This is a genomic window from Streptomyces sp. NPDC049837, assembly GCF_040674455.1.
GTDB lineage: Bacteria > Actinomycetota > Actinomycetes > Streptomycetales > Streptomycetaceae > Streptomyces.
Window position 1 is genome coordinate 406,893 of record NZ_JBFAMP010000005.1, and the last position, 19,326, is coordinate 426,218.

Consider the following 19,326-nt stretch of genomic DNA (forward strand, 5'->3'; position numbering starts at 1 on the left):
CCTGGGCCCGTGGACACCCGGCTTCTGCGCACCTTCACGACCCTCGCCCGCACGGGCAGCTTCACCGCCGCCGCCGCGGAGCTGCACGTGGCCCAGTCCACGGTCACCGTGCACATCCGCACCCTGGAACGGGAGCTCGGCACCAGGCTCTTCGACCGGCTCCCCACGGGCGCGCTGCTCACCGACTCCGGGCGGCGGGTGCTGGTGGATGCCGAGAACGTCCTGGACGCCGTGGCGCGCCTGCGGGCCGGCGGCGACGACGGTGACGGGGCCGTGCGGGGGCGGGTGGTCGTGGGCACCCCCGAGTCGCTGTGCTCCACCCGGCTCCCGGGCGTCATGGCCGCCTTGCGCACCCGCCATCCGGAGATCGACGTACAGCTCCACGCCGCGGGCACGGCGGAGTGCGTCGAGGGTCTGCGGTCCGGACGCCTCGATGTGGCCCTGCTGCTGGAGGAGGACGCCGACTTCCCCGATGTGGCGGCCGAGCCGGTCGCCCGCGAACCGCTCGCCCTCGTCTGCGCCCCCGGGCACCCGCTCGCCGCGCGTACGCGTGCGCGTGCGCGTGCGCGTGCGCGTGCCGTCTCCTGGGAGGACCTCGCGGCGGAAGAGTTCTTCCTGCTGGAAGAGGGCTGCTGTTACAGCGACGCCCTGGAGCGGCGACTGCTCGCCGTGGCCGGGGCCCGGCCACGGCTGACCCGGTTCGGGAGCGTGGACGCGGCGCGTGGCTGTGTGGCCGCCGGACTCGGCCTGGCCCTGCTCCCGCTCACGACGGTGGAGGAGCACCTGCGTCAGGGCCGGCTGGCACGGGTGCCCGGACCCGGCTTCGCCGACGTGCCCGTCCTGCTGGCCCGGCACAGCAGGCGGTGGGTCGCCCCGGCCTCGCAGGTGTTCACACGGGAAGTGGTGCGGCACCTCTCCGGGTGAGAGCGGCTGCTCCGGCCTCCGGCGTGCTCAGCCCCTGGGCCGCCGCAGACGCCGCCACGCCAGTACGAGGACGGCGACACCCGCCAGGACCAGGGCGCCCAGCGTGGCGTTCCCGTCGCCGCCGTCGCCCGTACCCGCGCCCGTACCCGGCGAGCCGCCGGTGGGTGAACCGCCGGGGGGCGAAGGCGCCCCCGACGCTTCCCCGCCCTCCTTCTCCACCGGCACGCGCACGACCGTGCTCTTCGCGCCCTCCGAGCCGAACAGCAGCGCCGAGCCGTCCACCGTGTACGTCACCGACTCCGACTGCCGCTGGAGCGGCGCGCTCAGCCGCTTCTCCGTGCCGGGCCGCCCGTCCTTCCAGGCGTACGCCCGCGCGCTGAAGTAGCCCCGCAGCACCAGTTCCTTGCCGTCCGGCGAGAAGGCCCCGTCGGTGACCCACGGCACCTCGCCGATCCGCCGGAAGACGTTCGGACCGTCGGCGGTCAGTTGCGCCGGGCCTTCGTACAGCCCGCCCCCGTCCTCGTTCTTCGACGCGATGTAGACCCGCCCCGTCTTCGGGTGCACCATCAGCGCCTCGGCGTTCCGGGGCCCGTCGGCGTACGTCACCGTGTACTGGGTGGCCTCGACCGTCTGGTCGCGAAGCCGCCCGGGCTCGGGGAAGCGGTAGATCCAGACGTGGTCCCAGGAGCCGTCGAGGTTGTCCCCGATGTCGCCGACGTACACCGCGCCGTCCGCCCCGACCGAGATCGCCTCCATGTCGCGGGGCGTGCCGACGCCCCGGAGGGTGATCGTGGCGACGGTCTCGCCGGTCCGCCCGTCCACGGCGAACACCCGTGGCCCGTCCTGGTCGTTGTGCGTCCAGTAGACGCCCGGGTGCGCGCGGCTGGCGGCCAGGCCGCTGGACTCGGTGATCCGGGGGTCCTTGATGGTGAACCCGCCGTCCTCACCCTCCGCCACGGCCGGGCCGGCGGCCACCAGCACCACGGCGAGGGCCGCCACCAGGGTCGTACGCAACGAACGCATGATCCCAGTGTCCATGGTCACATCGCACTTACGGGACGGGGTCGGCGATGATGACCCCCATGCGTTTCATGTTCGTCGGCGACAGCCAAACCATCGGACGCGCCGGCGACTACACCTGGCGCTACCGCATGTGGCAGCACCTCGACGCGACCTTCGACGGTCCGTACGCGATCGTCGGCCCGCGCACCGAGCTGTACGAGGCGACCGCCGACGCCGCCGTCTCGCACGCCTACGCCGACCCGGCCTTCCCCGCCGCGGCCCGCAGGCACCTGTCCGGCTGGGGCGAGGGCTGGCTGCACATGGCGCCGCTGATCGGCGAGGCGGTCGCGGCGGCGGAGGCGGACGTGCTGCTGGTCGCCCTGGGCCTGATAGACCTGGGCTTCTACACCAACAGCGGCCAGACCTCCGAGAACGTCCGCGCCTTCATCGGCGCGGCCCGCGCCGCCAACCCCCGGATACGGGCGGTCATCCTCCCGGTGATCCCCAACGTGCGCGCCGAGGACGAGCCCCCGTTCGCCGCCGAGTGCGCCCGCTTCAACGAGCTCCTCGCCAAGACCGTCGCCGACCTCGACGAGCCGGGCTCGCCCCTCCTCCTGGCGTCGCCGCCGGAGGCGTACGACATCCACACCGACACCTACGACGGCACCCACCCCGGCCCGTCGGGCGAGCACAAGCTGGCGGCGGCCTTCGCCACGGCGATGCACCAGGCCTGGGGCCTGGGCGGGCCCTACACCCACCCTCCGGGCCGGGCTGCCTGATCAGACCGTCGGGGAGCCGCTGAACAGGTGCTTCCCGAAGCCCTTGCCGTCGTTGTTCCAGTCCAGGTAGAGCTCGCCGTCCGCCAGGCCACGGCTGGAGCCGATGTTGTAGCTCAGGACGGGCGTGGTGTACGAGTTGTTGTAGTTGGCGTTGGAGTCGCTGTTCTCCAGCCGCGACTCGATGCCCCAGTAGTTGGCGGACTTCTTCACCGGGTCGGTGCCGGACTGCGACTTCTTGACCTGGAGCTTGAAGTACGCGCCGTCGAATATCGTGCTGTCGTCCACCTGGCCGTACGCCGGCCCGTCCCAACTGATCTTCGCGTACGTGTAGACGGTGGAGCCGGAGCGCTTGGCGCACAGGCTGACCTTGAAGTCCCAGTTGTCCGCCCACGGGCCGTCGTACGCCGCGTCGTCGACGGACTTGGTGCTGGTGGTGCACCTGTAGTCGGCGGCGGAGGCCGGGGTGGCGGTCGCGATCGCGGCGGTGCCGGCGAGCGCGGCGATGATGACGGCGGAGGAGGTCGAGCGCTTCAGCTTACGCATGCGGTGCCTTTCGTAGGCGAGGACGTTTGCAAGATCAATTTAGCTCCGCAAAGTCCAAGAACCGTCACGGGAAAGGAACTTGACCGTCCCCGTACGGGAACTGGTTGAATCGCCAACTTCACGACGGCGAAAGCGTGCGCACAGCCATTTCGTGCAACAAGTCCGGTTCCACGAAGGGCACCTCCTCCGTGGGCCGCGACCTCCAGTCCAGCGGCCAGGTCAGCCCGTCGAGCGCGGGCACCCCCACAAAGGCCATGCTGCGTCCGGCCCGGCTCAGCGCCCGCGCCCCGGCCGGCCACGCGTGAGCCGCCGCCGTCCCGGGCGGCAGCAGGAAGTACAGGTTCTGCTCACCGGTCAGCTCCCGGACGATCGGCCCGGCCTGGAAGTCCGTGAACTCCATGAGCCTGTACGCCACTTCCTGGCCGAGCAGCCCTCCGATGCGTACCGCGTCGAAGTGGATGCCCGCATGCCGCAGGGCATGCCCGGAGGCCGGAACCCAGGACGGCACCCTGTCAAGTGAAATGCGCGGATTCATGCGGCCAGCTTTGCGGCCCGGATCTACTGTGACCAGCGCCACAAGGCGTTCGTGCGGAACTGTGCATTTGGGGAGGGCGGGCGTGAACATCGGAAAGAACGGCAGCCCCGGCGCCGCGAAGGCGTTCGGCAGGCTGCTGCGGTTCTACCGCGAAAGGGCCAAGGTCTCCCAGGAGGCCCTGGGCCACCACACCGGATACTCCAAGTCCCAAGTGGCCATGATCGAGCGCGGCGAGCGCAGGCCGAGGGGCAACTTCGTGGACCTGGCGGACGAGTTTCTGGGTGCACAGGGTGCACTGGTAGAGGTCGCGGAGGAGGTGAAGGCGAGCGGGGTCGCGGCGTGGTTCGAGGACTACTTGGAGGAGGAGGCGCGGGCGGCGGGTGTGCACAAGTACGAGAACCACCTCATTCCAGGGCTGCTCCAGACCGAGGCGTATGCGCGTGCCGTCTTCGCCTGTGCGAACCCGCCCTTCGATGAGGACGAGGTCGACATCATGGTCGCGGCCAGGCTGGCAAGACAGCAGCTTTTCCACCGCCGGCCGACTGCTCTCGTCAGCTTCGTCCTGGACAAAGCGGCACTCACCAAGCCCATCGGCGGGGCGGCTGTCCTCAAAGAGAACCTGCTGCACATCCTGGACATTGGCCGGCTACGAAACGTACAGATTCAGGTGATGCCGGAGTACCCAGAGGTCCACGCCGGACTCAGCGGCCCTTTCACCCTGCTGGAGACAGCCAAGCGTCAAAGCCAGCTCGTCTATGTCGAAGGCCTGAGCGGGCGGTACTTTCTGAGTGAGCAGCCGGAGTTGGGGGACGCGTTCGCGCGGTATGGCGTTCTGCGGGCGCAGGCCCTCAACCCGCAAGACTCCGCCCAACTCATCGAACAGGTGGCATGCGAGCTATGAGCATCAACCTCGACTGGTTCAAGAGCAGCTACAGCAGTGAGCAGGGGGGCGACTGCGTCGAGGTCGCCCTCCACCCCCACACCGTCCACGTCCGGGACTCCAAGGACGTGACCCGCCCTGCCCTCGCCCTCTCCCCCGCCGCATGGGCGGCGTTCCTGGGGGACCTCCGGTAGGTCCGGAGGTCCCACGCGCGGGCTAGCGCCGAAGGCGCAGGGCGTCGACCGCTGCTGCGGCGAGTGGCGCCGGGGTGCCGGACCGGGAGGCGGGCCGGGCGTCGGCCGGGGTGCCGCCGAGGGCCACGGTCATGTGGCGGAGCATCGCCGCGTCGATGGGGTGGGGCTTCATCTGGCCCTGCTCGTCGACGCGCTGGTACTTCATGAGGTTCCAGCCGAGCGCGACCTGCCGTCGGCCGTCCTCGGTGGACAGCGCCCAGGTACCGGCACCGAAGACGCCTCCGTCGTGGCCCCAGTACCACTGGCCGTCGGGCATCTTCAGCGTGTAGAGCCCGAGCCCGTACCGGAACGTCACCTCACCGCCGGGCGGCGGCTCGTGCGCGGGCACCGTGGTCTTCATGGCGTTCAGTTCGGCGGGGCCGAGCAGTCGGCCGCCGAGGAGCTGCCGGTAGAAGGAGTTGAGGTCGTCGACGGTCGACACCAGGGACCCGGCCGGGCCGCACCAGGACATGTCGTAGACGCTGTAGTCGCGGGCGGGCTCGATCGTCCCGTACATCGACTCGTACATCTTGGCGTGCGGGCCGGTCAGGAAGGGCGTGCGCGGGAAGTAGGTGTGGCGCAGCCCGGCCTTGCGGATGACGTTGCGGGCGATGTACTGCTCGGGTTCCTGGCCCGTCACCTTGCGCAGCAGCAGCCCGGCGATCACGTAGTTGGTGTTGGAGTACGCGTGCGTGCCGCGCGGTGCCGCCGGGGGCGCGGCGAGTCCGAGGCGTACGAGCTCCTCGGGGTCGAAGCGGTGGAACTGGCGAGCGTCGAGGGCCTTGCCGGGGTCCTCCAGGAGACCGGGGAAGGCGCCCAGGATGTGGTCGCCGAGGCCACTGGTGTGGTTGAGGAGCATGCGGACCGTGATGGCCTGTCCGCGCTCGCCGGGTATCAGCTCGGGCAGGTACCGGCCGATGGGCGCGTCGAGCTCGATGCGGCCCTTGGCGACCTGCTGGAGGACGGCGACGGCGGTGAAGGTCTTGGTGATGCTGCCGACCCGGTGCTCGAAGTCGGCCCGCACCGGGCGCTGCGTGCCGATGTCGGCGGTCCCGGCGGCGCCCCGCCACGATGACGAGCCGTCGCGGACGGCGGAGTACGTGCCGTACATGCCGGCCTGGTGGATCGCTTCGAGCGAGGCTCGCAGTGCCTTGCGGTCGAGAGGCCGGCCGTGGTCGGCACCGTGGCTCGGGGCGGACGCGGTGACCGGCGTGGGCGTGGTCGGTAAGGCGTGGGCCGGAAGCGTACCGGCGGCCAGGCAGAGCAGGGCGGCGCTCGACGCGAGCGCGGCGCGGCGGAGGTTGCGGCGGAGCGGGGAGGGAGCACGGCGAGTGGTGGGGTCCATGGGCCTTCCTGCACGGTCGACGGCGCACCGGTGTGTGCGCCGTCGACCATCCTCATGGCGCCGGCACGGCCCCTTCCTCCACCCAGGGGCCGATTGTGCGCACAGGAATGCATGACATTTGTCAGGCTCGGTGCCCGGTCAGCCGTGCTTGTGGAAGACCACCTCGGGATGGTCTGCGGACGGGCCGTCCAGCAGCGGCTGGCCCACGCCCTTGAGGTGCTGGTCGAAGAACGCCGCCACGTACGTGCGCGTGATCTCCTGCGACCGTTCGCCCGACAGGGGCTCGTCCGGGGGCAGCAGGCCCAACTGCTCCGCGAGGACGGGCGTGTCGGTGAAGGTGAAGTGGCCCGAGCCGGTGACCTTCAGCCAGCGCTTCCAGCCGTCGAGGCGAGGCCAGCCGTCCTTGTCCCAGGAGGTGCCGCCGTCTGCGGTGCCCAGGAGCATGAAGGGGCGTCCGTCCAGGCCCTGGAACGGCACCGAGTCGAAGAACCCGCCGTCCATGTTGGCCCCGGCGCGTACACGCGGGTCGCCCGCCATGGTCGCGGCGGCGGAGGAGCCGCCGACGGAGTGGCCCGCCATGCCGGTCCGGGTGTGGTCGATCACGCGGGCGTGCCGCCAGGCGGTGAGCCGGTCGAGCAGGAAGGAGACGTCCTGGGCGCGCCCCTTGGCGACCTCGGCCATACTTGCCCGCCCGCAGGCGACGCACGTCAGCAGCCGCCCTCCCGGGAAGGCCGTGCCCACCGACTCGTACGCGTGGTCGACGGCGGCGACGACGTACCCCCGGCTGGCCAGGTCCTCGGCGAGGACCGTAAGGGTCCACCGGTTCACCGTGAACCCGGGCGACAGCACCACGAGCGGGAACCTGCCGCGTGCGGGCGCCGCGCCGGGGCGGGCGTTGGTCCGGGTGGCGCTGAGGGTCTCGGGGCGGACCGCGTCGGTCAGTTTCCGGTCCTCGATGAAGGCGCGGGCCTCGCCGGTGGTCATGTACCGGGCCGTGCGGCCGCCGCCCCCGGGCCGGGCGGGGTAGTACATGGACACCATCAGTTCACGCGGCCCGGCCTCCGGCACCCACGGGTCGGGGCGGTCGGTGTCCACGAGGTGCAGGGTGTCGCGGCCCACGGCGAAGTCACCCGTGGGTGGCGGGAGTTCGAGGCGGACCCGGGCGGTCTCGGCGGCCGTGACCGTGTCGGGGGCCGCGTGGGCGACGCCCGTACCGAGCAGGGCGAGGGACAGGCCGAGTAACGCGGCGGCGGCGCCGCGAGGAAGACGGTTCATGCCGCCGAGGCTAGGCAGCGGGGTCCTGCCCCGGCGTCCCCCTGCGGCCTGAACCGTGTGGGCCCCAGGAGCTACGTCGATCTCCGACCGTGGACCGACCACCCCCTCAACAGCGTTGACCTCAAGCGTGGTTGAGGTTCTACGGTCGTCCGCACGCACCGGAAACGACGGAGGAGCAGTCATGACCACCACCGCACCCACGACCAATGGCCGAGTCATAGCCCTGGCACACCACGCCGGGCGTGCCCTTCTGGAGGGCGTACTGGACCGCCACGGGGCCACGTTCCACCAGAGCGTGACGCTCCGGGCCGTCGTCGTCGCGGGCGGGTCCATCGGCCGTGACGAGCTCATCGGTGACGTCAGGGGCTCGCTGAAGACCGACGCGTCGGTCGTGCGCGGCGTGATCGAGGAGCTGACGGCCGCGCGACTGCTGGAGGAGGTCCCCGCGGAGGCGCCCCGGCTGCGGCTCACGGACGCCGGGCGGGAGTTGCACGAGGCCACCACCGCCGAGACCGCCGATATCTCCGCCCGGCTGTACGCGGGCATCCCGGCCGAGGACCTCGCGGTCGCGGGCCGCGTGCTGACGCTGGTCACGGAGCGCGCGAACGCCGAGTTGGCCGGCGCCTAGGACGCCCCCGTGAGGCGGTTGGCGAACGTCGACATCGTGTACGTCCCGATGCCCATGACGACCTCCAGGGCGTTGCGTTCGGTGTAGCCGCGGGAGAGGAAGGCGGCCAGGTCCTCGTCGGAAACCTCGCCCGTGGTGGCGTACACGGCCTCGACGAACCGGCGTACGGCTTCGAGGCGTTCGTCGGGCAGCGGGGTGCCGCCCCGGAGGGCGGCGATGACGTCGGGGGCGGCGCCGAGGGTGCGGAGCTTGCGGGTGTGGAGGTCGACGCAGACCTCGCAGCCGTTGCGGGTGGCGACCGCCATGACGACCGTCTCGCGGGCGACCGGGTCCAGGGTGGTGCGGTCGAACATGGCCGTGAGGGTCATGAAGCCCTCCAGGAGCTCCGGGGAGGTGGCCATGCGGGCGGCGGCGGGCGGGAGGTGGCCGCCGGAGCGGTGGGTGATGGCTTCCAGCACGGGGCGGGCGGCGGGCGGGGCGGTGTCCAGGGTGTGGTCGACGAACATGGCCGCTCCTAAGATGGACAACATGGTTGACGATAAGAAGGTAAACCAGGTTGTCGATTCGGGCAAGGGCTACGAGCTGCCCCTGCTCCTCTTCGCCGGGTTCCGCACCCTCATCGACCGCCTCCACGCCGAACTCGCCCGCCAGGGCCACCCGGACGCACGGCCCGCGCACGGGTTCGCCATGCAGGCCATCGGGGTCGGCGGCGCGACCGCCAGCGAGGTGGGGCGGCGGCTCGGGGTCTCCAAGCAGGCGGCCGGCAAGACCGTCGACCGGCTCGTCGCCCTCGGGTACGCCGAGCGCGCCGACGACCCCGCCGACGCCCGCCGCAAGCTCGTCCGCCTCACCCCGCACGGCCTGGACGCCCTCGCCCGCTCGGCCGCCATCTTCGACGAGCTGCGCGCGGACTGGGCGCGGGCCCTGGGGGCGGAACGGGTCCGGGACATGGAGGCGGCACTCCGTACCGTCGTCCCGGCCGACGCCTTCCGGCTCGACGCGGCGGGGTGGCTGGGCGGGGCGTGACGCACGGGTTGGCGAGCCGCCGCCACGGGCGTGTCGGCCCGTGCCTACGTATCGTTGAAGGGCGCGGCTGCATGCGATCACGCGGCAGCGGGGAGGAGCGCCACGATGACCGTCGTAGAGAACGACAGGATCCACATGGCCGACAGCAACGACGAGCGCACCCTGGACGAAATGTTCGAGGCGCTTGAGCGGATGGGCGTCCCCGAGGGATACAAGGCTGAGATCGTCCGGGGGCACATCTTCATGTCGCCGCAGCGGGACACCCACTGGAACATCATTCTGGACATCGTCGAGCAGCTTCGGACCAAGCACCCGAGGAAGCGGATCAAGTCCGATGTCCGCATCGACTATCCCGGCCACCTCAACGGCTTCGCCACCGATGTGACCCTCGTCTCCGAAGGCGCCACGATGGACGACAAGGGTCTGTGGCACTACCAGGACGTCGAGTTCGTCGCCGAGGTCATCTCCCGCAGCACCGGCATGAACGACTACGGCCCCAAGAAGGACGCGTACGCCGCAGCCGGCGTGCCGGTCTACCTGATCGTCAATCCCTACACCGGCAAGTGCGTGCTGCACACCACGCCCAAGGACGGTGCGTACCCCGAGCCCGAGCGGTTCGGCTTCGGCGAGCCCATCGACCTCACCGACACCCCCGTCGGCCTCGTCCTCGACACCTCCGACTTCCCCCGCGACTGACGCACCACCGGTCCGGCGCACCCTTGCTTCGAGCGCGCTCCAAGGCGTTGGCTGTACGTTCATGAAGTACACGCAGCTCGGACGCACCGGACTCAAGGTCAGCCGACTCGTCCTCGGCACGATGAACTTCGGGCCCCAGACCGACGAGGCCGGCAGTCACGCGATCATGAATTCCGCCATCGACGCGGGCATCAACTTCTTCGACACCGCCAACGTGTACGGCTGGGGCGAGAACAAGGGCCGTACGGAGGAGATCATCGGCTCCTGGTTCGCCCGTGGCGGCGACCGGGACAAGGTGGTGCTCGCCACCAAGGTGTACGGGAACATGGGGACCGACGGGCACGTATGGCCCAACCACGACCGGCTGTCGGCCGTGAACATCCGGCGGGCCGTCGACGGCAGCCTCAAGCGCCTCAACACCGACTACATCGATCTCTACCAGTTCCACCACATCGACCGCCGCACTCCCTTCGAGGAGATCTGGCAGGCCATCGACGTGCTGATCCAGCAGGGGAAGATCCTCTACGCCGGATCGTCGAACTTCCCCGGCTACAAGATCGCCCAGGCGAACGAGATCGCCGAGCGGCGCGGCATGGTCGGGCTCGTCAGCGAGCAGTGCCTCTACAACCTGGCCGAGCGCCGCGCCGAGATGGAGGTCATCCCGGCCGCACAGGACTACGGCGTCGGGATCATCCCGTGGTCGCCGCTGCACGGCGGGCTGCTCGGCGGGGTGATCAAGAAGGAGACCGAAGGGGCGCGCCGCACCAGCGGCCGGTCGGCGGACGCGCTCGACAACACCGACGTACGCCTCCAGATCCAGGCGTACGAGGACCTCGTCGACAAGCACGGGCTCAAGCCGGGCGAGGTGGCCCTGGCCTGGCTGCTGTCCCGGCCGGGGGTGACGGGGCCGATCGTCGGGCCGCGTACCGCCGAGCAGCTCGACTCCGCGCTGCGGGCGGTGGAGCTGGAGCTGTCGGACGAGGTCCTGACGGAGCTGGACGCGATCTTCCCGGGTCCGGGGCCGTCCCCGGAGGCATTCGCCTGGTGACAGGCGCCGGCCGGCGGCCGTCGCTCGGTCAGCCGAGCGCGGCCGCCAGGGCGATGATCACGAACATCAGCACGAGCACACCGGCCATGATCCGGTTACGGGTCTTCGGGTCCACCCCCCGAGACTAGCTCGCCCGTCCCAGCGGCCAGGAACCGACCGTCTCGTAGCGCGGCCCCCGGCCCGCGTCGCCGCCCGCGCCGAGACGGCTGCGCACGAGGGCGAGCTCGGCGACCTCCCAGCGGGTGCCCTCGAAGTCCTGGAGCCGCTCGACGAACGGCCGCAGGTCGGCGGTGTCGGTGCGGCTGCGGGCGATCGTCAGGTGCGCCTGGTACCGGCGGTGCTCGTCCATCGGGATGCCGGAGCGGCGGGCGGCGGCGTCCGCGCGTTCGGCGAGCAGCCGCATGTCGTCCAGCCCGCCCGCCGCGCCCGCCCACAGGACGCGGCGCCCGAACCGTCCGCCCCCGTGCACGCGCAGCGGGAAGGGCTCGGTGCGGTGCGCGGCGCGGGCGAGCCGGCCGCGCAGCTCCGGCAGCAGCCGCTCGTCCACCTCCCCCATGAACGCGAGTGTGAAGTGCCAGCCGTCACGCCCCGCCCAGCGGAGCTCGTCGGCGCCCGGAAGGTGCTTCAACCGGTCGACCACGGCGGCGAGTTCATCGACGGCGACCTGGCTCGGCAGCACGGCAGCGAAAAGCCTCATGACGCGAGTCTGGCATGATCGCCGCGCCTTATTCTCGTCCGATGAGCATGGACATGAGCAGGGGCAAGGTGGAGATCAGGAAGGGCGGGTCCGACGACATCCCCGCGATACTCGGCATGCTGGACAGCGCCGTCGTCTGGCTCAACGAGCGCGGCATCACCGACCAGTGGGGCACCGAGCCGTGGTCGGCGAAGCCCCGGGCCGTGCAGCGCGTGCACGATGTCGTGGCGGAGGGCACGCCCTGGATCGCCGAGATCGACGGCGTACCGGCGGGAACCCTCTCGTTGACGCCGGCACCGGGGCCGGAGGTCGCCCCCGCCGACGAGCCGGAGCTGTACGTGCGGCTACTGGCCACCGACATCCGGTACCACGGGCGCGGCGTGGGCAGCGCGCTGCTGGCGCACGCGGTGGAGGAGACCCGGCGGCAGGGCGTCTCGCTGCTGCGCGTTGACTGCTTCGCGGGCAGCGAGGGACGGCTCGTGGACTACTACGTGCGCCACGGCTTCACGCCCACGGAGACCTTCACGGTCGGTGAGTGGAAGGGGCAGGTGCTGGCGCTGCGGGTGTGACCGGGGGCCGGCTACGCGGCCGTCGCCAGTTCCTCCCGCTGGACGAACCGCACGTGTGGGTGGCCCCGGCGCAGGTCGACCTTCAGCCGGAGGCCCCCCACCCGGGCCAGCACCAGGCCGATCACCACGGCGGCGGCCAGCGAGACGGCACCGCCCGTGGCGAAGCCGACGCGCGCGCCGTACGTGTCGGTGATCCAGCCCAGCAGGGGCGCGCCCAGCGGCGTACCGCCGACGAACACCATCATGTAGAGGCTCATCACCCGGCCACGCATGACGGGGTCGGTCGCCATCTGGACGGAGGAGTTGGCGGTGACGTTCACCGTCAGGCCGAGCATGCCGATGGGGACCAGCAGCAGGGCGAAGAGCCAGAAGGCCGGGGAGAGCGCGGCGGCGATCTCCAGGACGCCGAAGGCCATCGCCGCGCCGACCAGCAGCCGCAGCCGCGAGGTGCCGCGCCGGGCGGAGAGCAGGGCCCCGGCGAGGGAGCCGACGGCCATCAGGGTGTTGAGGAAGCCGTACGTGCCCGGTCCGACGTGGAAGACGCCGTCGGCGAACGCGGTCAGCCAGATGGGGAAGTTGAAGCCGAACGTGCCGATGAAGCCGACGAGCGCGATGGGCCAGATCAGCTCGGGGCGCCCGGCGACGTACCGCAGTCCTTCGCGCAACTGTCCCTTGCCGCGCGGGGCGCGCTCGACCTTGTGCAGCTCGCCGGTGCGCATCAGCAGCAGGGCGGTCAGCGGGGCGAGGAAGGACAGGCCGTTGACGAGGAAGGCCCAGCCGCTGCCGATGGAGGCGATGAGCAGGCCCGCGACGGCGGGGCCGACGAGCCGCGCCGACTGGAAGTTGGCGGAGTTCAGGCTGACGGCGTTGCGGAGCTGGGCCGGTCCGACCAGTTCGGAGACGAAGGACTGGCGGGCCGGGGTGTCCACGACGGTGACCATGCCGAGCAGGAACGCGATCAGGTAGACGTGCCAGACCTGGACGTGCCCGGAGAGGGTGAGGACGGCGAGGGCGAGACCGCACAGGCCGAGGGCGCCCTGGCTGAGCAGCAGCAGGCGCCGCTTGGGGTAGCGGTCGGCGATGACACCGCCGTACAGGCCGAACAGCAGCATCGGCAGGAACTGGAGCGCCGTGGTGATACCGACGGCGGCGGCGGAGCCCGTGAGGCTGAGGACCAGCCAGTCCTGGGTGATGCGGGCCATCCAGGTGCCGGTGTTGGAGACGATGGCCCCGGTGAAGAAGAGCCGGTAATTGCGGACCTTGAGGGAGGAGAAGGTCCGGTTGCGCGTGGTGTTGTCGTGCGTGTCGTAGGGGTTGTGTGCGGGTGCGGAGTCTGCTCCGGGTCCCGTACTCAAAAGGGTTCGCCTCCTTGTGTCGTACGTCTTACAGGTGTGCGAGCTTCTCCAGTACAGGAGCGGCGTCGCGCAGCTTTGCCCACTCGTCCTCGTCCAAACCTTCGGCGAGGGCGGCCAGCCAGGCGTTCCGCTTGCGGCGGGACTCCTCGAGCATGGCCTCGGCCGTCTCGGTCTGGGTGACGACCTTCTGCCGGCGGTCGTCGGGATGCGGCTCCAGCCGGACCAGTCCCTTGGCTTCGAGCAGCGCGACGATGCGTGTCATCGACGGCGGCTGGACGTGCTCCTTGCGGGCCAGCTCACCAGGGGTGGCGGAACCGCAGCGGGCGAGGGTGCCGAGCACCGACATCTCGGTGGGGCTCAGCGATTCGTCGACGCGCTGGTGCTTGAGGCGTCGGCCCAGCCGCATGACGGCGGAGCGCAAGGCGTTCACGGCGGCTGCGTCAGCGGCGTCACCGTGGGAAAGGTCAGGCATGTATTTAGCGTAACTCATTACCCTGGCTAAATACCACCGGGTGGGCGGGGAGTGGTGCGGGTCACCCGTACGAGTGAGACGGTGCCGGAAAGTGACGCGGGGGGCGGGGCGGGGCGGCGACTCTGGGCGGCATGGGATCGACAGTGCTCAGCCTGCGGATAGACGGAGAGCTGCTCGACCGGGTCCGGCGCCATGCCGCCCGCAGCGGAATGAGCGTCCAGGACTACGTGGTCCGGACGCTGATCCGCGACGACTTCGACGAACGCTTCGAGGCGGCGGTCGACGAGACGAACCGCTTCTACAACGCCCGCGGCGCGTAAGCCCCGGGCGCGCCGCCCCCGGCCCCCCGCGCGGCAGCTCCACGCCGCGAAAGCGCCTGGCGGCGCCTGGGCGAGGCCGGGGCGCGGCCCCCGGGGTTCGCCCGCCGCCCGGGCGGCGGCTGGTGGCGGCGCCGGGGCTTCGTCCCCCACCCCGCCCCTTCCCGAAACCCTGCCGGGGGCTGGTGGGGGTTGGGGTCCGGGGGCTTCGCCCCCGCCGGGGGCGCGGCAGCTCCGCGCCGCGAAAGCGCCTGCCGGCGCCTGGGCGAGGCCGGGGCGGTGCCGATGCCCGGTGCCCACGAGGGCGGTGCCCATGCCGGGTGCACCCGCGGGCGGTGCCCAGGCCCCGGTGCACCCACGTGCGGTGCCCATGCCCGGGGGGCACGTGGGCGGTTACGTGAGGCCGAGCGACGGCATCGTGTAGTAGAAGGCGAAGACCGCCGAGACGACGTACATCGCCGCCGGGACCTCGCGGCCGCGGCCCGCCGCGAGGCGGAGCACGGTGAAGGCGATGAAGCCGATGCCGATGCCGTTGGTGATCGAGTAGGTGAACGGCATCATCACCATCGCCAGGAACGCCGGCACCGCGATGGTGAAGTCGCTCCAGTCGATGTCCTTCACCGACCCGGCCAGGATCAGGAAGCCGACCGCCAGCAGGGCGGGGGTGGCCGCCTGGGAGGGGACCATCGTGGCGAGCGGGGTGAGGAAGAGGGCCACCGAGAAGAGGCCGCCCGTGACGACGGACGCGAGGCCCGTGCGCGCGCCCTCGCCGACGCCCGCCGTGGACTCGACGAAGCAGGTGGTGGCCGAGGAGGAGCTGGCGCCGCCGGAGGCGACGGCCAGGCCGTCCACGAGGAGCACCTTGTTGATGCCGGGGAAGTTGCCGTCCTTGTCCATCAGCTTCGCCTCGTCGCCGACACCCAGGATCGTGCCCATCGCGTCGAAGAAGCAGGACAACAGCACCGTGAAGACGAACAGGCAGCCGGTCAGCAGGCCGACCTTCTCGAAGCCGCCGAACAGGCTGACCTGCCCGACCAGCCCGAAGTCGGGCGTGGCGACCGGGTTGCCGGGCCACTTCGGGGTGGTCAGGCCCCAGGAGGGGACGGTCGCGACCGCGTTGACGACCATCGCGACGATCGTCATGACGACGATCGAGATGAGGATCGCGCCCGGCACCTTCCGGATGATCAGCGCCAGGGTCAGCAGCGCGCCCAGCACGAAGACCAGGACCGGCCATCCGGTGAGGTGTCCGCTCGCGCCGAGCTGGAGCGGGACGGTGGTGTGGGCGGCGTCCGGGATACGGGAGACGAAGCCGGAGTCGACCAGGCCGATCAGCATGATGAACAGGCCGATGCCGATGGCGATGCCCTTGCGCAGGCCGAGGGGCACGGCGTTCATCACCCGCTCCCGCAGGCCCGTGGCGACCAGCAGCATCACCACGAAGCCGGCGAGCACGACCATGCCCATGGCGTCCGGCCACGACATGCGGGGCGCGAGCTGGAGCGCGACGACCGTGTTGACGCCGAGACCGGCCGCGAGGGCGATCGGGACGTTGCCGATGACGCCCATGAGCAGCGTCGAGAAGGCGGCGGTCAGCACGGTGGCGGTGACGAGCTGGCCACCGTCGAGCTGGTGCCCGTACATGTCCTTGGCGCTGCCGAGGATGATCGGGTTCAGCACGATGATGTAGGCCATCGCGAAGAAGGTCGCGAATCCGCCGCGTACCTCTCGGGCGACCGTGGAGCCACGCTCCGAGATCTTGAAGAAGCGGTCCAGGCGGCCGCTGGTCGGCTGCTGGGGCGACGGCGGCTGGGCGCCGGCGTCCACCAGCGCGGTGGCCGAGGAGGGCATGCGAAACCTCATGGTGCGGGGGCGGGGAAGTGGCCATAACCGGTCGTGTTTGGTCGTTCACACGAAAGAAACCGGTCAGACGCAAGACGTTCCAGTATGAACGCATCAGACGAAGATCGGTATCTCCGCGCGTAGAGCCAGCGGGCGGAAGGCTCACACCTACACTGTGCGCATGGCGAAGTGGACCCCCAAGCACGAGGCACCCGAACCCCTGGAGGGGCCGGTCGTCGCCACGATCACCGGCGGCACGATCCTCTGGTTCGTCCTCTTCCTGGTGCAGGTCCCCTTCTACGGCTGGTTCGCCGACCGCGACCTCACCTGGTGGGTGTGGACCTGCCTCGCGGGCGGCGGGCTCGGACTGATCGGCATCTGGTACGTCCGCAAGCGCGACGCGGCCCTCAAGCGGGCGGCGGCCGAGGCCGACAAGGACTGACGCCCGGACTGACGTAGCACCACGGGACCATTCCCGTCGTACCAGGGGCGGATCTTCCCGCCGCTCGCCGTGTGCGGGGGCGGCGACGGCCGTACCGTCGAAAACATGACGCAGCGGGCGAAGATCGAGACCGGGCCCACCATCGACGCCGGGGCCGAGCTCGACCCCGTACACCCGGTGCGGCCACCCGTTCAGCACCGGCCGGCCGGACTGACCGCCGCCGAGGTGGCCGAGCGGGTCGCGCGGGGCGAGGTCAACGACGTACCCGTACGCAGCTCCCGCTCCACCGTCGACATCGTCCGCGGCAACGTCTTCACCCGCTTCAACGCGATCATCGGCGTGCTGTGGGTGATCATGCTGATCGTCGCGCCGATCCAGGACAGCCTGTTCGGGTTCGTCATCCTCGCCAACACCGGTATCGGCATCATCCAGGAGCTGCGCGCCAAGAAGACCCTGGACTCCCTCGCCCTCATCGGCGAGGCCAAGCCCACCGTCCGGCGCGACGGGGTGTCGGCGGAGGTGTCGACGTCGGAGATCGTCCTCGGGGACTGCATCGAACTCGGGCCGGGCGACAAGGTCGTCGTCGACGGCGAGGTCGCCGAGGCGGACAACCTGGAGATCGACGAGTCGCTGCTCACCGGCGAGGCCGACCCCGTCCTGAAGAAGCGCGGCGACCAGGTCATGTCCGGCAGCTTCGTCGTCGCGGGCGGCGGGGCGTTCACCGCCACCAAGGTGGGGCGCGAGGCGTACGCCGCCCAGCTCGCCGAGGAGGCGTCCCGCTTCACGCTCGTCCACTCCGAGCTGCGCAGCGGCATCTCGACGATCCTCAAGTACGTGACGTGGATGATGGTCCCGACCGCGATCGGGCTCATCATCAGCCAGCTCGTCGTCAAGGACACCGACTTCAAGGAGTCGGTCGCGCGGACGGTCGGCGGCATCGTGCCGATGATCCCCGAGGGGCTGGTCCTCCTCACCTCCGTCGCCTTCGCCATCGGGGTGATCCGGCTCGGCCGCAAGCAGTGCCTGGTGCAGGAGCTGCCCGCCATCGAGGGGCTCGCCCGCGTCGACGTCGTGTGCCTCGACAAGACCGGCACGCTGACCGAGGGCGGCATGGACGTCACCGAGCTGCGGACGCTGAACGGCTCGGACGAGGCGTACGTACGCAAGGTCCTCGGCGCGCTCGGCGAGTCCGACCCGCGCCCCAACGCCTCGCTCCAGGCCATCATCGACACCTACCCCGACAGCGACGACTGGCGGTGCACCCAGGCGCTGCCGTTCTCCTCCGCGCGCAAGTACAGCGGCGCCGCCTTCAGCGAGGGCGACGGACAGACCAGCACCTGGCTGCTGGGCGCGCCGGACGTGCTGCTGCCCGACGGCGACCCGGTGCTCGGCGAGATCGAGGACCTCAACCAGCAGGGCCTGCGCGTCCTGCTGCTCGCCCGGGTCAGCGGCGAGCTGGACGACCCCGAGGTCGCCGGGACCGCCGACGCCACCGCCCTCGTCGTCCTGGAGCAGCGGCTGCGGCCCGACGCCGCCGACACCCTCGCCTACTTCGCCGACCAGAACGTCGCCGCCAAGGTCATCTCCGGCGACAACGCCGTCTCGGTCGGCGCGGTGGCCGGCAAGCTCGGCCTGCCGGGCGCCGAGCGGACGGTCGACGCGCGGCGCCTGCCCGCCGAGCGGGAGGGGATGGCGACGGCCCTCGACGAAGGGACCGTCTTCGGGCGCGTCACCCCGCAGCAGAAGCGCGACATGGTCGGCGCGCTCCAGTCGCACGGGCACACGGTCGCGATGACCGGCGACGGCGTCAACGACGTCCTCGCCCTGAAGGACGCCGACATCGGCGTCTCCATGGGGTCCGGGTCGGAGGCGACGAAGGCCGTCGCCCAGATCGTGCTGCTCAACAACAGCTTCGCCACGCTGCCGTCGGTCGTCGCGGAGGGGCGCCGGGTCATCGGCAACATCACCCGCGTCGCCACGCTCTTCCTCACCAAGACGGTGTACTCGGTGCTGCTGGCGATCATGGTGGTGTGCTCCCAGGTGGAGTACCCCTTCCTCCCCCGGCACCTGACGCTGCTGTCCACGCTCACCATCGGCGTCCCGGCCTTCTTCCTGGCGCTCGCCCCGAACAAGGAGCGCGCCAAGCCCCACTTCGTCCGCCGCGTCATGCGGTACGCCATCCCCGCCGGGATCGTCGCCGCCGCCACCACCTTCGCCACCTACCTGCTGGCCCGTACGCACTACAGCGGACCGGGCGCGCTCGCGGCCGAGACCAGCGCGGCGACGCTGACGCTGTTCCTGGTGTCGCTGTGGGTGCTGGCGATCATCGCCCGCCCGTACACGTGGTGGCGGATCGGGCTGGTCGCGACGATGGGTGCGGGCTTCCTGCTGGTCCTCGTCGTGCCCTGGCTCCAGGACTTCTTCGCGCTGCGTCTGGTCGGGACGACGATGCCGTGGGCGGCGGTGGCCATCGCGGCGATGGGCGCCGCGCTCGTGGAGCTGGCCTGGCGGGTGGTGGAGCGGCGCTTCCCGGCGGGCGGCCGGGAGGAGCAGCCGGACCAGGGCCAGTCGGAGCCGGAACAGCCGGAGCCGGGTCAGCCGAACCAGGGCCGGTCGGACCGGGGCCAGTCGGACCGGGGCCAGCCAGACGGGGGCTGATCCGACACCAAAAGGCCCGCACCATCCAGGTGCGGGCCTCGGGCGCCCTTGCGGTGCCGG

The 19,326-nt window shown here is 71.1% G+C and carries 22 protein-coding genes; 12 read left to right on the top strand and 10 right to left on the bottom strand.

Features of this window, described 5'->3' with window-relative positions; genetic code table 11:
• Positions 1–9: 9 nt before the first annotated feature.
• Positions 10–924 carry a LysR family transcriptional regulator gene (locus AB0J57_RS16740; protein ID WP_366128889.1) on the top strand — a complete coding sequence of 305 codons (915 nt, stop codon included), beginning with the start codon at positions 10–12 and terminating at the stop codon, positions 922–924.
• 27 nt (positions 925–951) lie between these two features.
• On the opposite strand, the gene AB0J57_RS16745 is transcribed toward AB0J57_RS16740, so the two are convergent.
• A complete protein-coding gene (locus tag AB0J57_RS16745) occupies positions 952–1,947 on the bottom strand; it encodes a WD40 repeat domain-containing protein (protein WP_366128890.1) in 996 nt (331 codons plus the stop codon).
• A 59-nt stretch (positions 1,948–2,006) separates the two neighbouring features.
• On the opposite strand from AB0J57_RS16745, the gene AB0J57_RS16750 reads away from it, so the two are divergent.
• Entirely contained in the window at positions 2,007–2,705 is a 699-nt protein-coding gene (locus AB0J57_RS16750; RefSeq protein ID WP_366128891.1) for a GDSL-type esterase/lipase family protein, read from the top strand.
• Here the strand turns inward: AB0J57_RS16750 and AB0J57_RS16755 are convergent, their stop codons facing one another.
• Together AB0J57_RS16755 and AB0J57_RS16760 are read right to left on the bottom strand one after the other, a co-directional pair.
• A complete protein-coding gene (locus AB0J57_RS16755; RefSeq protein WP_366128892.1) occupies positions 2,706–3,248 on the bottom strand; it encodes a hypothetical protein in 543 nt (180 codons plus the stop codon).
• A gap of 118 nt (positions 3,249–3,366) precedes the next feature.
• The gene (locus tag AB0J57_RS16760; protein ID WP_366129106.1) at positions 3,367–3,783 is read right to left on the bottom strand and encodes a hypothetical protein; all 417 of its coding nucleotides are present in this window, start codon (positions 3,781–3,783) and stop codon (positions 3,367–3,369) included.
• An 82-nt stretch (positions 3,784–3,865) separates the two neighbouring features.
• Here AB0J57_RS16760 and AB0J57_RS16765 point away from each other — a divergent pair, with 82 nt between their 5' ends.
• Positions 3,866–4,684 carry a helix-turn-helix transcriptional regulator gene (locus tag AB0J57_RS16765; protein WP_366128893.1) on the top strand — a complete coding sequence of 273 codons (819 nt, stop codon included), beginning with the start codon at positions 3,866–3,868 and terminating at the stop codon, positions 4,682–4,684.
• Positions 4,681–4,857: a DUF397 domain-containing protein gene (locus tag AB0J57_RS16770; RefSeq protein ID WP_366128894.1), complete on the top strand. Its 177-nt coding sequence runs from the start codon at positions 4,681–4,683 to the stop codon at positions 4,855–4,857. The genes AB0J57_RS16765 and AB0J57_RS16770 overlap by 4 nt, the downstream gene beginning before the upstream one ends.
• A 22-nt stretch (positions 4,858–4,879) precedes the next feature.
• Here AB0J57_RS16770 and AB0J57_RS16775 read toward each other — a convergent pair whose 3' ends face one another.
• Together AB0J57_RS16775 and AB0J57_RS16780 are read right to left on the bottom strand one after the other, a co-directional pair.
• Positions 4,880–6,241, bottom strand: coding sequence for a serine hydrolase domain-containing protein (locus AB0J57_RS16775; RefSeq protein WP_366128895.1), 1,362 nt, complete (start codon positions 6,239–6,241; stop codon positions 4,880–4,882).
• Between the two features lie 138 nt (positions 6,242–6,379).
• Positions 6,380–7,516: an alpha/beta hydrolase gene (locus tag AB0J57_RS16780; RefSeq protein ID WP_366128896.1), complete on the bottom strand. Its 1,137-nt coding sequence runs from the start codon at positions 7,514–7,516 to the stop codon at positions 6,380–6,382.
• Positions 7,517–7,697: 181 nt separating this feature from the next.
• On the opposite strand from AB0J57_RS16780, the gene AB0J57_RS16785 reads away from it, so the two are divergent.
• A complete protein-coding gene (locus AB0J57_RS16785) occupies positions 7,698–8,144 on the top strand; it encodes a MarR family transcriptional regulator (RefSeq protein WP_366128897.1) in 447 nt (148 codons plus the stop codon).
• Here AB0J57_RS16785 and AB0J57_RS16790 read toward each other — a convergent pair.
• Positions 8,141–8,650 (bottom strand): carboxymuconolactone decarboxylase family protein, encoded by a 510-nt coding sequence (locus AB0J57_RS16790; RefSeq protein ID WP_366128898.1) that lies wholly within the window; start codon positions 8,648–8,650, stop codon positions 8,141–8,143. The genes AB0J57_RS16785 and AB0J57_RS16790 overlap by 4 nt on opposite strands.
• A 13-nt stretch (positions 8,651–8,663) precedes the next feature.
• On the opposite strand from AB0J57_RS16790, the gene AB0J57_RS16795 reads away from it, so the two are divergent.
• The 3 genes from AB0J57_RS16795 to AB0J57_RS16805 all read left to right on the top strand — a co-directional run bounded on the left by AB0J57_RS16795 (position 8,664) and on the right by AB0J57_RS16805 (position 10,914).
• A complete protein-coding gene (locus AB0J57_RS16795) occupies positions 8,664–9,170 on the top strand; it encodes a MarR family winged helix-turn-helix transcriptional regulator (RefSeq protein ID WP_366128899.1) in 507 nt (168 codons plus the stop codon).
• A gap of 105 nt (positions 9,171–9,275) precedes the next feature.
• Positions 9,276–9,866, top strand: a complete 591-nt coding sequence (locus tag AB0J57_RS16800) for a Uma2 family endonuclease (protein WP_366128900.1) — start codon at positions 9,276–9,278, stop codon at positions 9,864–9,866.
• A 61-nt stretch (positions 9,867–9,927) separates the two neighbouring features.
• Positions 9,928–10,914 carry an aldo/keto reductase gene (locus tag AB0J57_RS16805; RefSeq protein WP_366128901.1) on the top strand — a complete coding sequence of 329 codons (987 nt, stop codon included), beginning with the start codon at positions 9,928–9,930 and terminating at the stop codon, positions 10,912–10,914.
• A gap of 124 nt (positions 10,915–11,038) precedes the next feature.
• Here AB0J57_RS16805 and thpR read toward each other — a convergent pair whose 3' ends face one another.
• Positions 11,039–11,611, bottom strand: a complete 573-nt coding sequence (gene thpR / locus AB0J57_RS16810; protein ID WP_366128902.1) for an RNA 2',3'-cyclic phosphodiesterase — start codon at positions 11,609–11,611, stop codon at positions 11,039–11,041.
• Between the two features lie 47 nt (positions 11,612–11,658).
• Between thpR and AB0J57_RS16815 the strand changes: the two genes are divergently transcribed.
• Complete coding sequence (locus AB0J57_RS16815; RefSeq protein WP_366129108.1) at positions 11,659–12,180, top strand: GNAT family N-acetyltransferase; 522 nt, start codon at positions 11,659–11,661, stop codon at positions 12,178–12,180.
• An 11-nt stretch (positions 12,181–12,191) separates the two neighbouring features.
• On the opposite strand, the gene AB0J57_RS16820 is transcribed toward AB0J57_RS16815, so the two are convergent.
• Together AB0J57_RS16820 and AB0J57_RS16825 are read right to left on the bottom strand one after the other, a co-directional pair.
• Positions 12,192–13,535, bottom strand: a complete 1,344-nt coding sequence (locus AB0J57_RS16820) for an MFS transporter (RefSeq protein ID WP_366128903.1) — start codon at positions 13,533–13,535, stop codon at positions 12,192–12,194.
• 28 nt (positions 13,536–13,563) lie between these two features.
• Positions 13,564–14,007: a MarR family transcriptional regulator gene (locus tag AB0J57_RS16825; RefSeq protein ID WP_366128904.1), complete on the bottom strand. Its 444-nt coding sequence runs from the start codon at positions 14,005–14,007 to the stop codon at positions 13,564–13,566.
• Between the two features lie 131 nt (positions 14,008–14,138).
• Between AB0J57_RS16825 and AB0J57_RS16830 the strand changes: the two genes are divergently transcribed.
• Positions 14,139–14,327: a ribbon-helix-helix protein, CopG family gene (locus tag AB0J57_RS16830; protein WP_366128905.1), complete on the top strand. Its 189-nt coding sequence runs from the start codon at positions 14,139–14,141 to the stop codon at positions 14,325–14,327.
• A gap of 390 nt (positions 14,328–14,717) precedes the next feature.
• On the opposite strand, the gene AB0J57_RS16835 is transcribed toward AB0J57_RS16830, so the two are convergent.
• Entirely contained in the window at positions 14,718–16,175 is a 1,458-nt protein-coding gene (locus AB0J57_RS16835) for an NCS2 family permease (RefSeq protein WP_366128906.1), read from the bottom strand.
• Between the two features lie 172 nt (positions 16,176–16,347).
• Between AB0J57_RS16835 and AB0J57_RS16840 the strand changes: the two genes are divergently transcribed.
• On the top strand, positions 16,348–16,608 hold the full coding sequence (locus AB0J57_RS16840; RefSeq protein WP_366128907.1) for a DUF2530 domain-containing protein: 261 nt from the start codon (positions 16,348–16,350) through the stop codon (positions 16,606–16,608).
• A gap of 105 nt (positions 16,609–16,713) precedes the next feature.
• Positions 16,714–19,266 carry a cation-translocating P-type ATPase gene (locus AB0J57_RS16845; protein ID WP_366128908.1) on the top strand — a complete coding sequence of 851 codons (2,553 nt, stop codon included), beginning with the start codon at positions 16,714–16,716 and terminating at the stop codon, positions 19,264–19,266.
• Positions 19,267–19,326 lie beyond the last annotated feature (60 nt).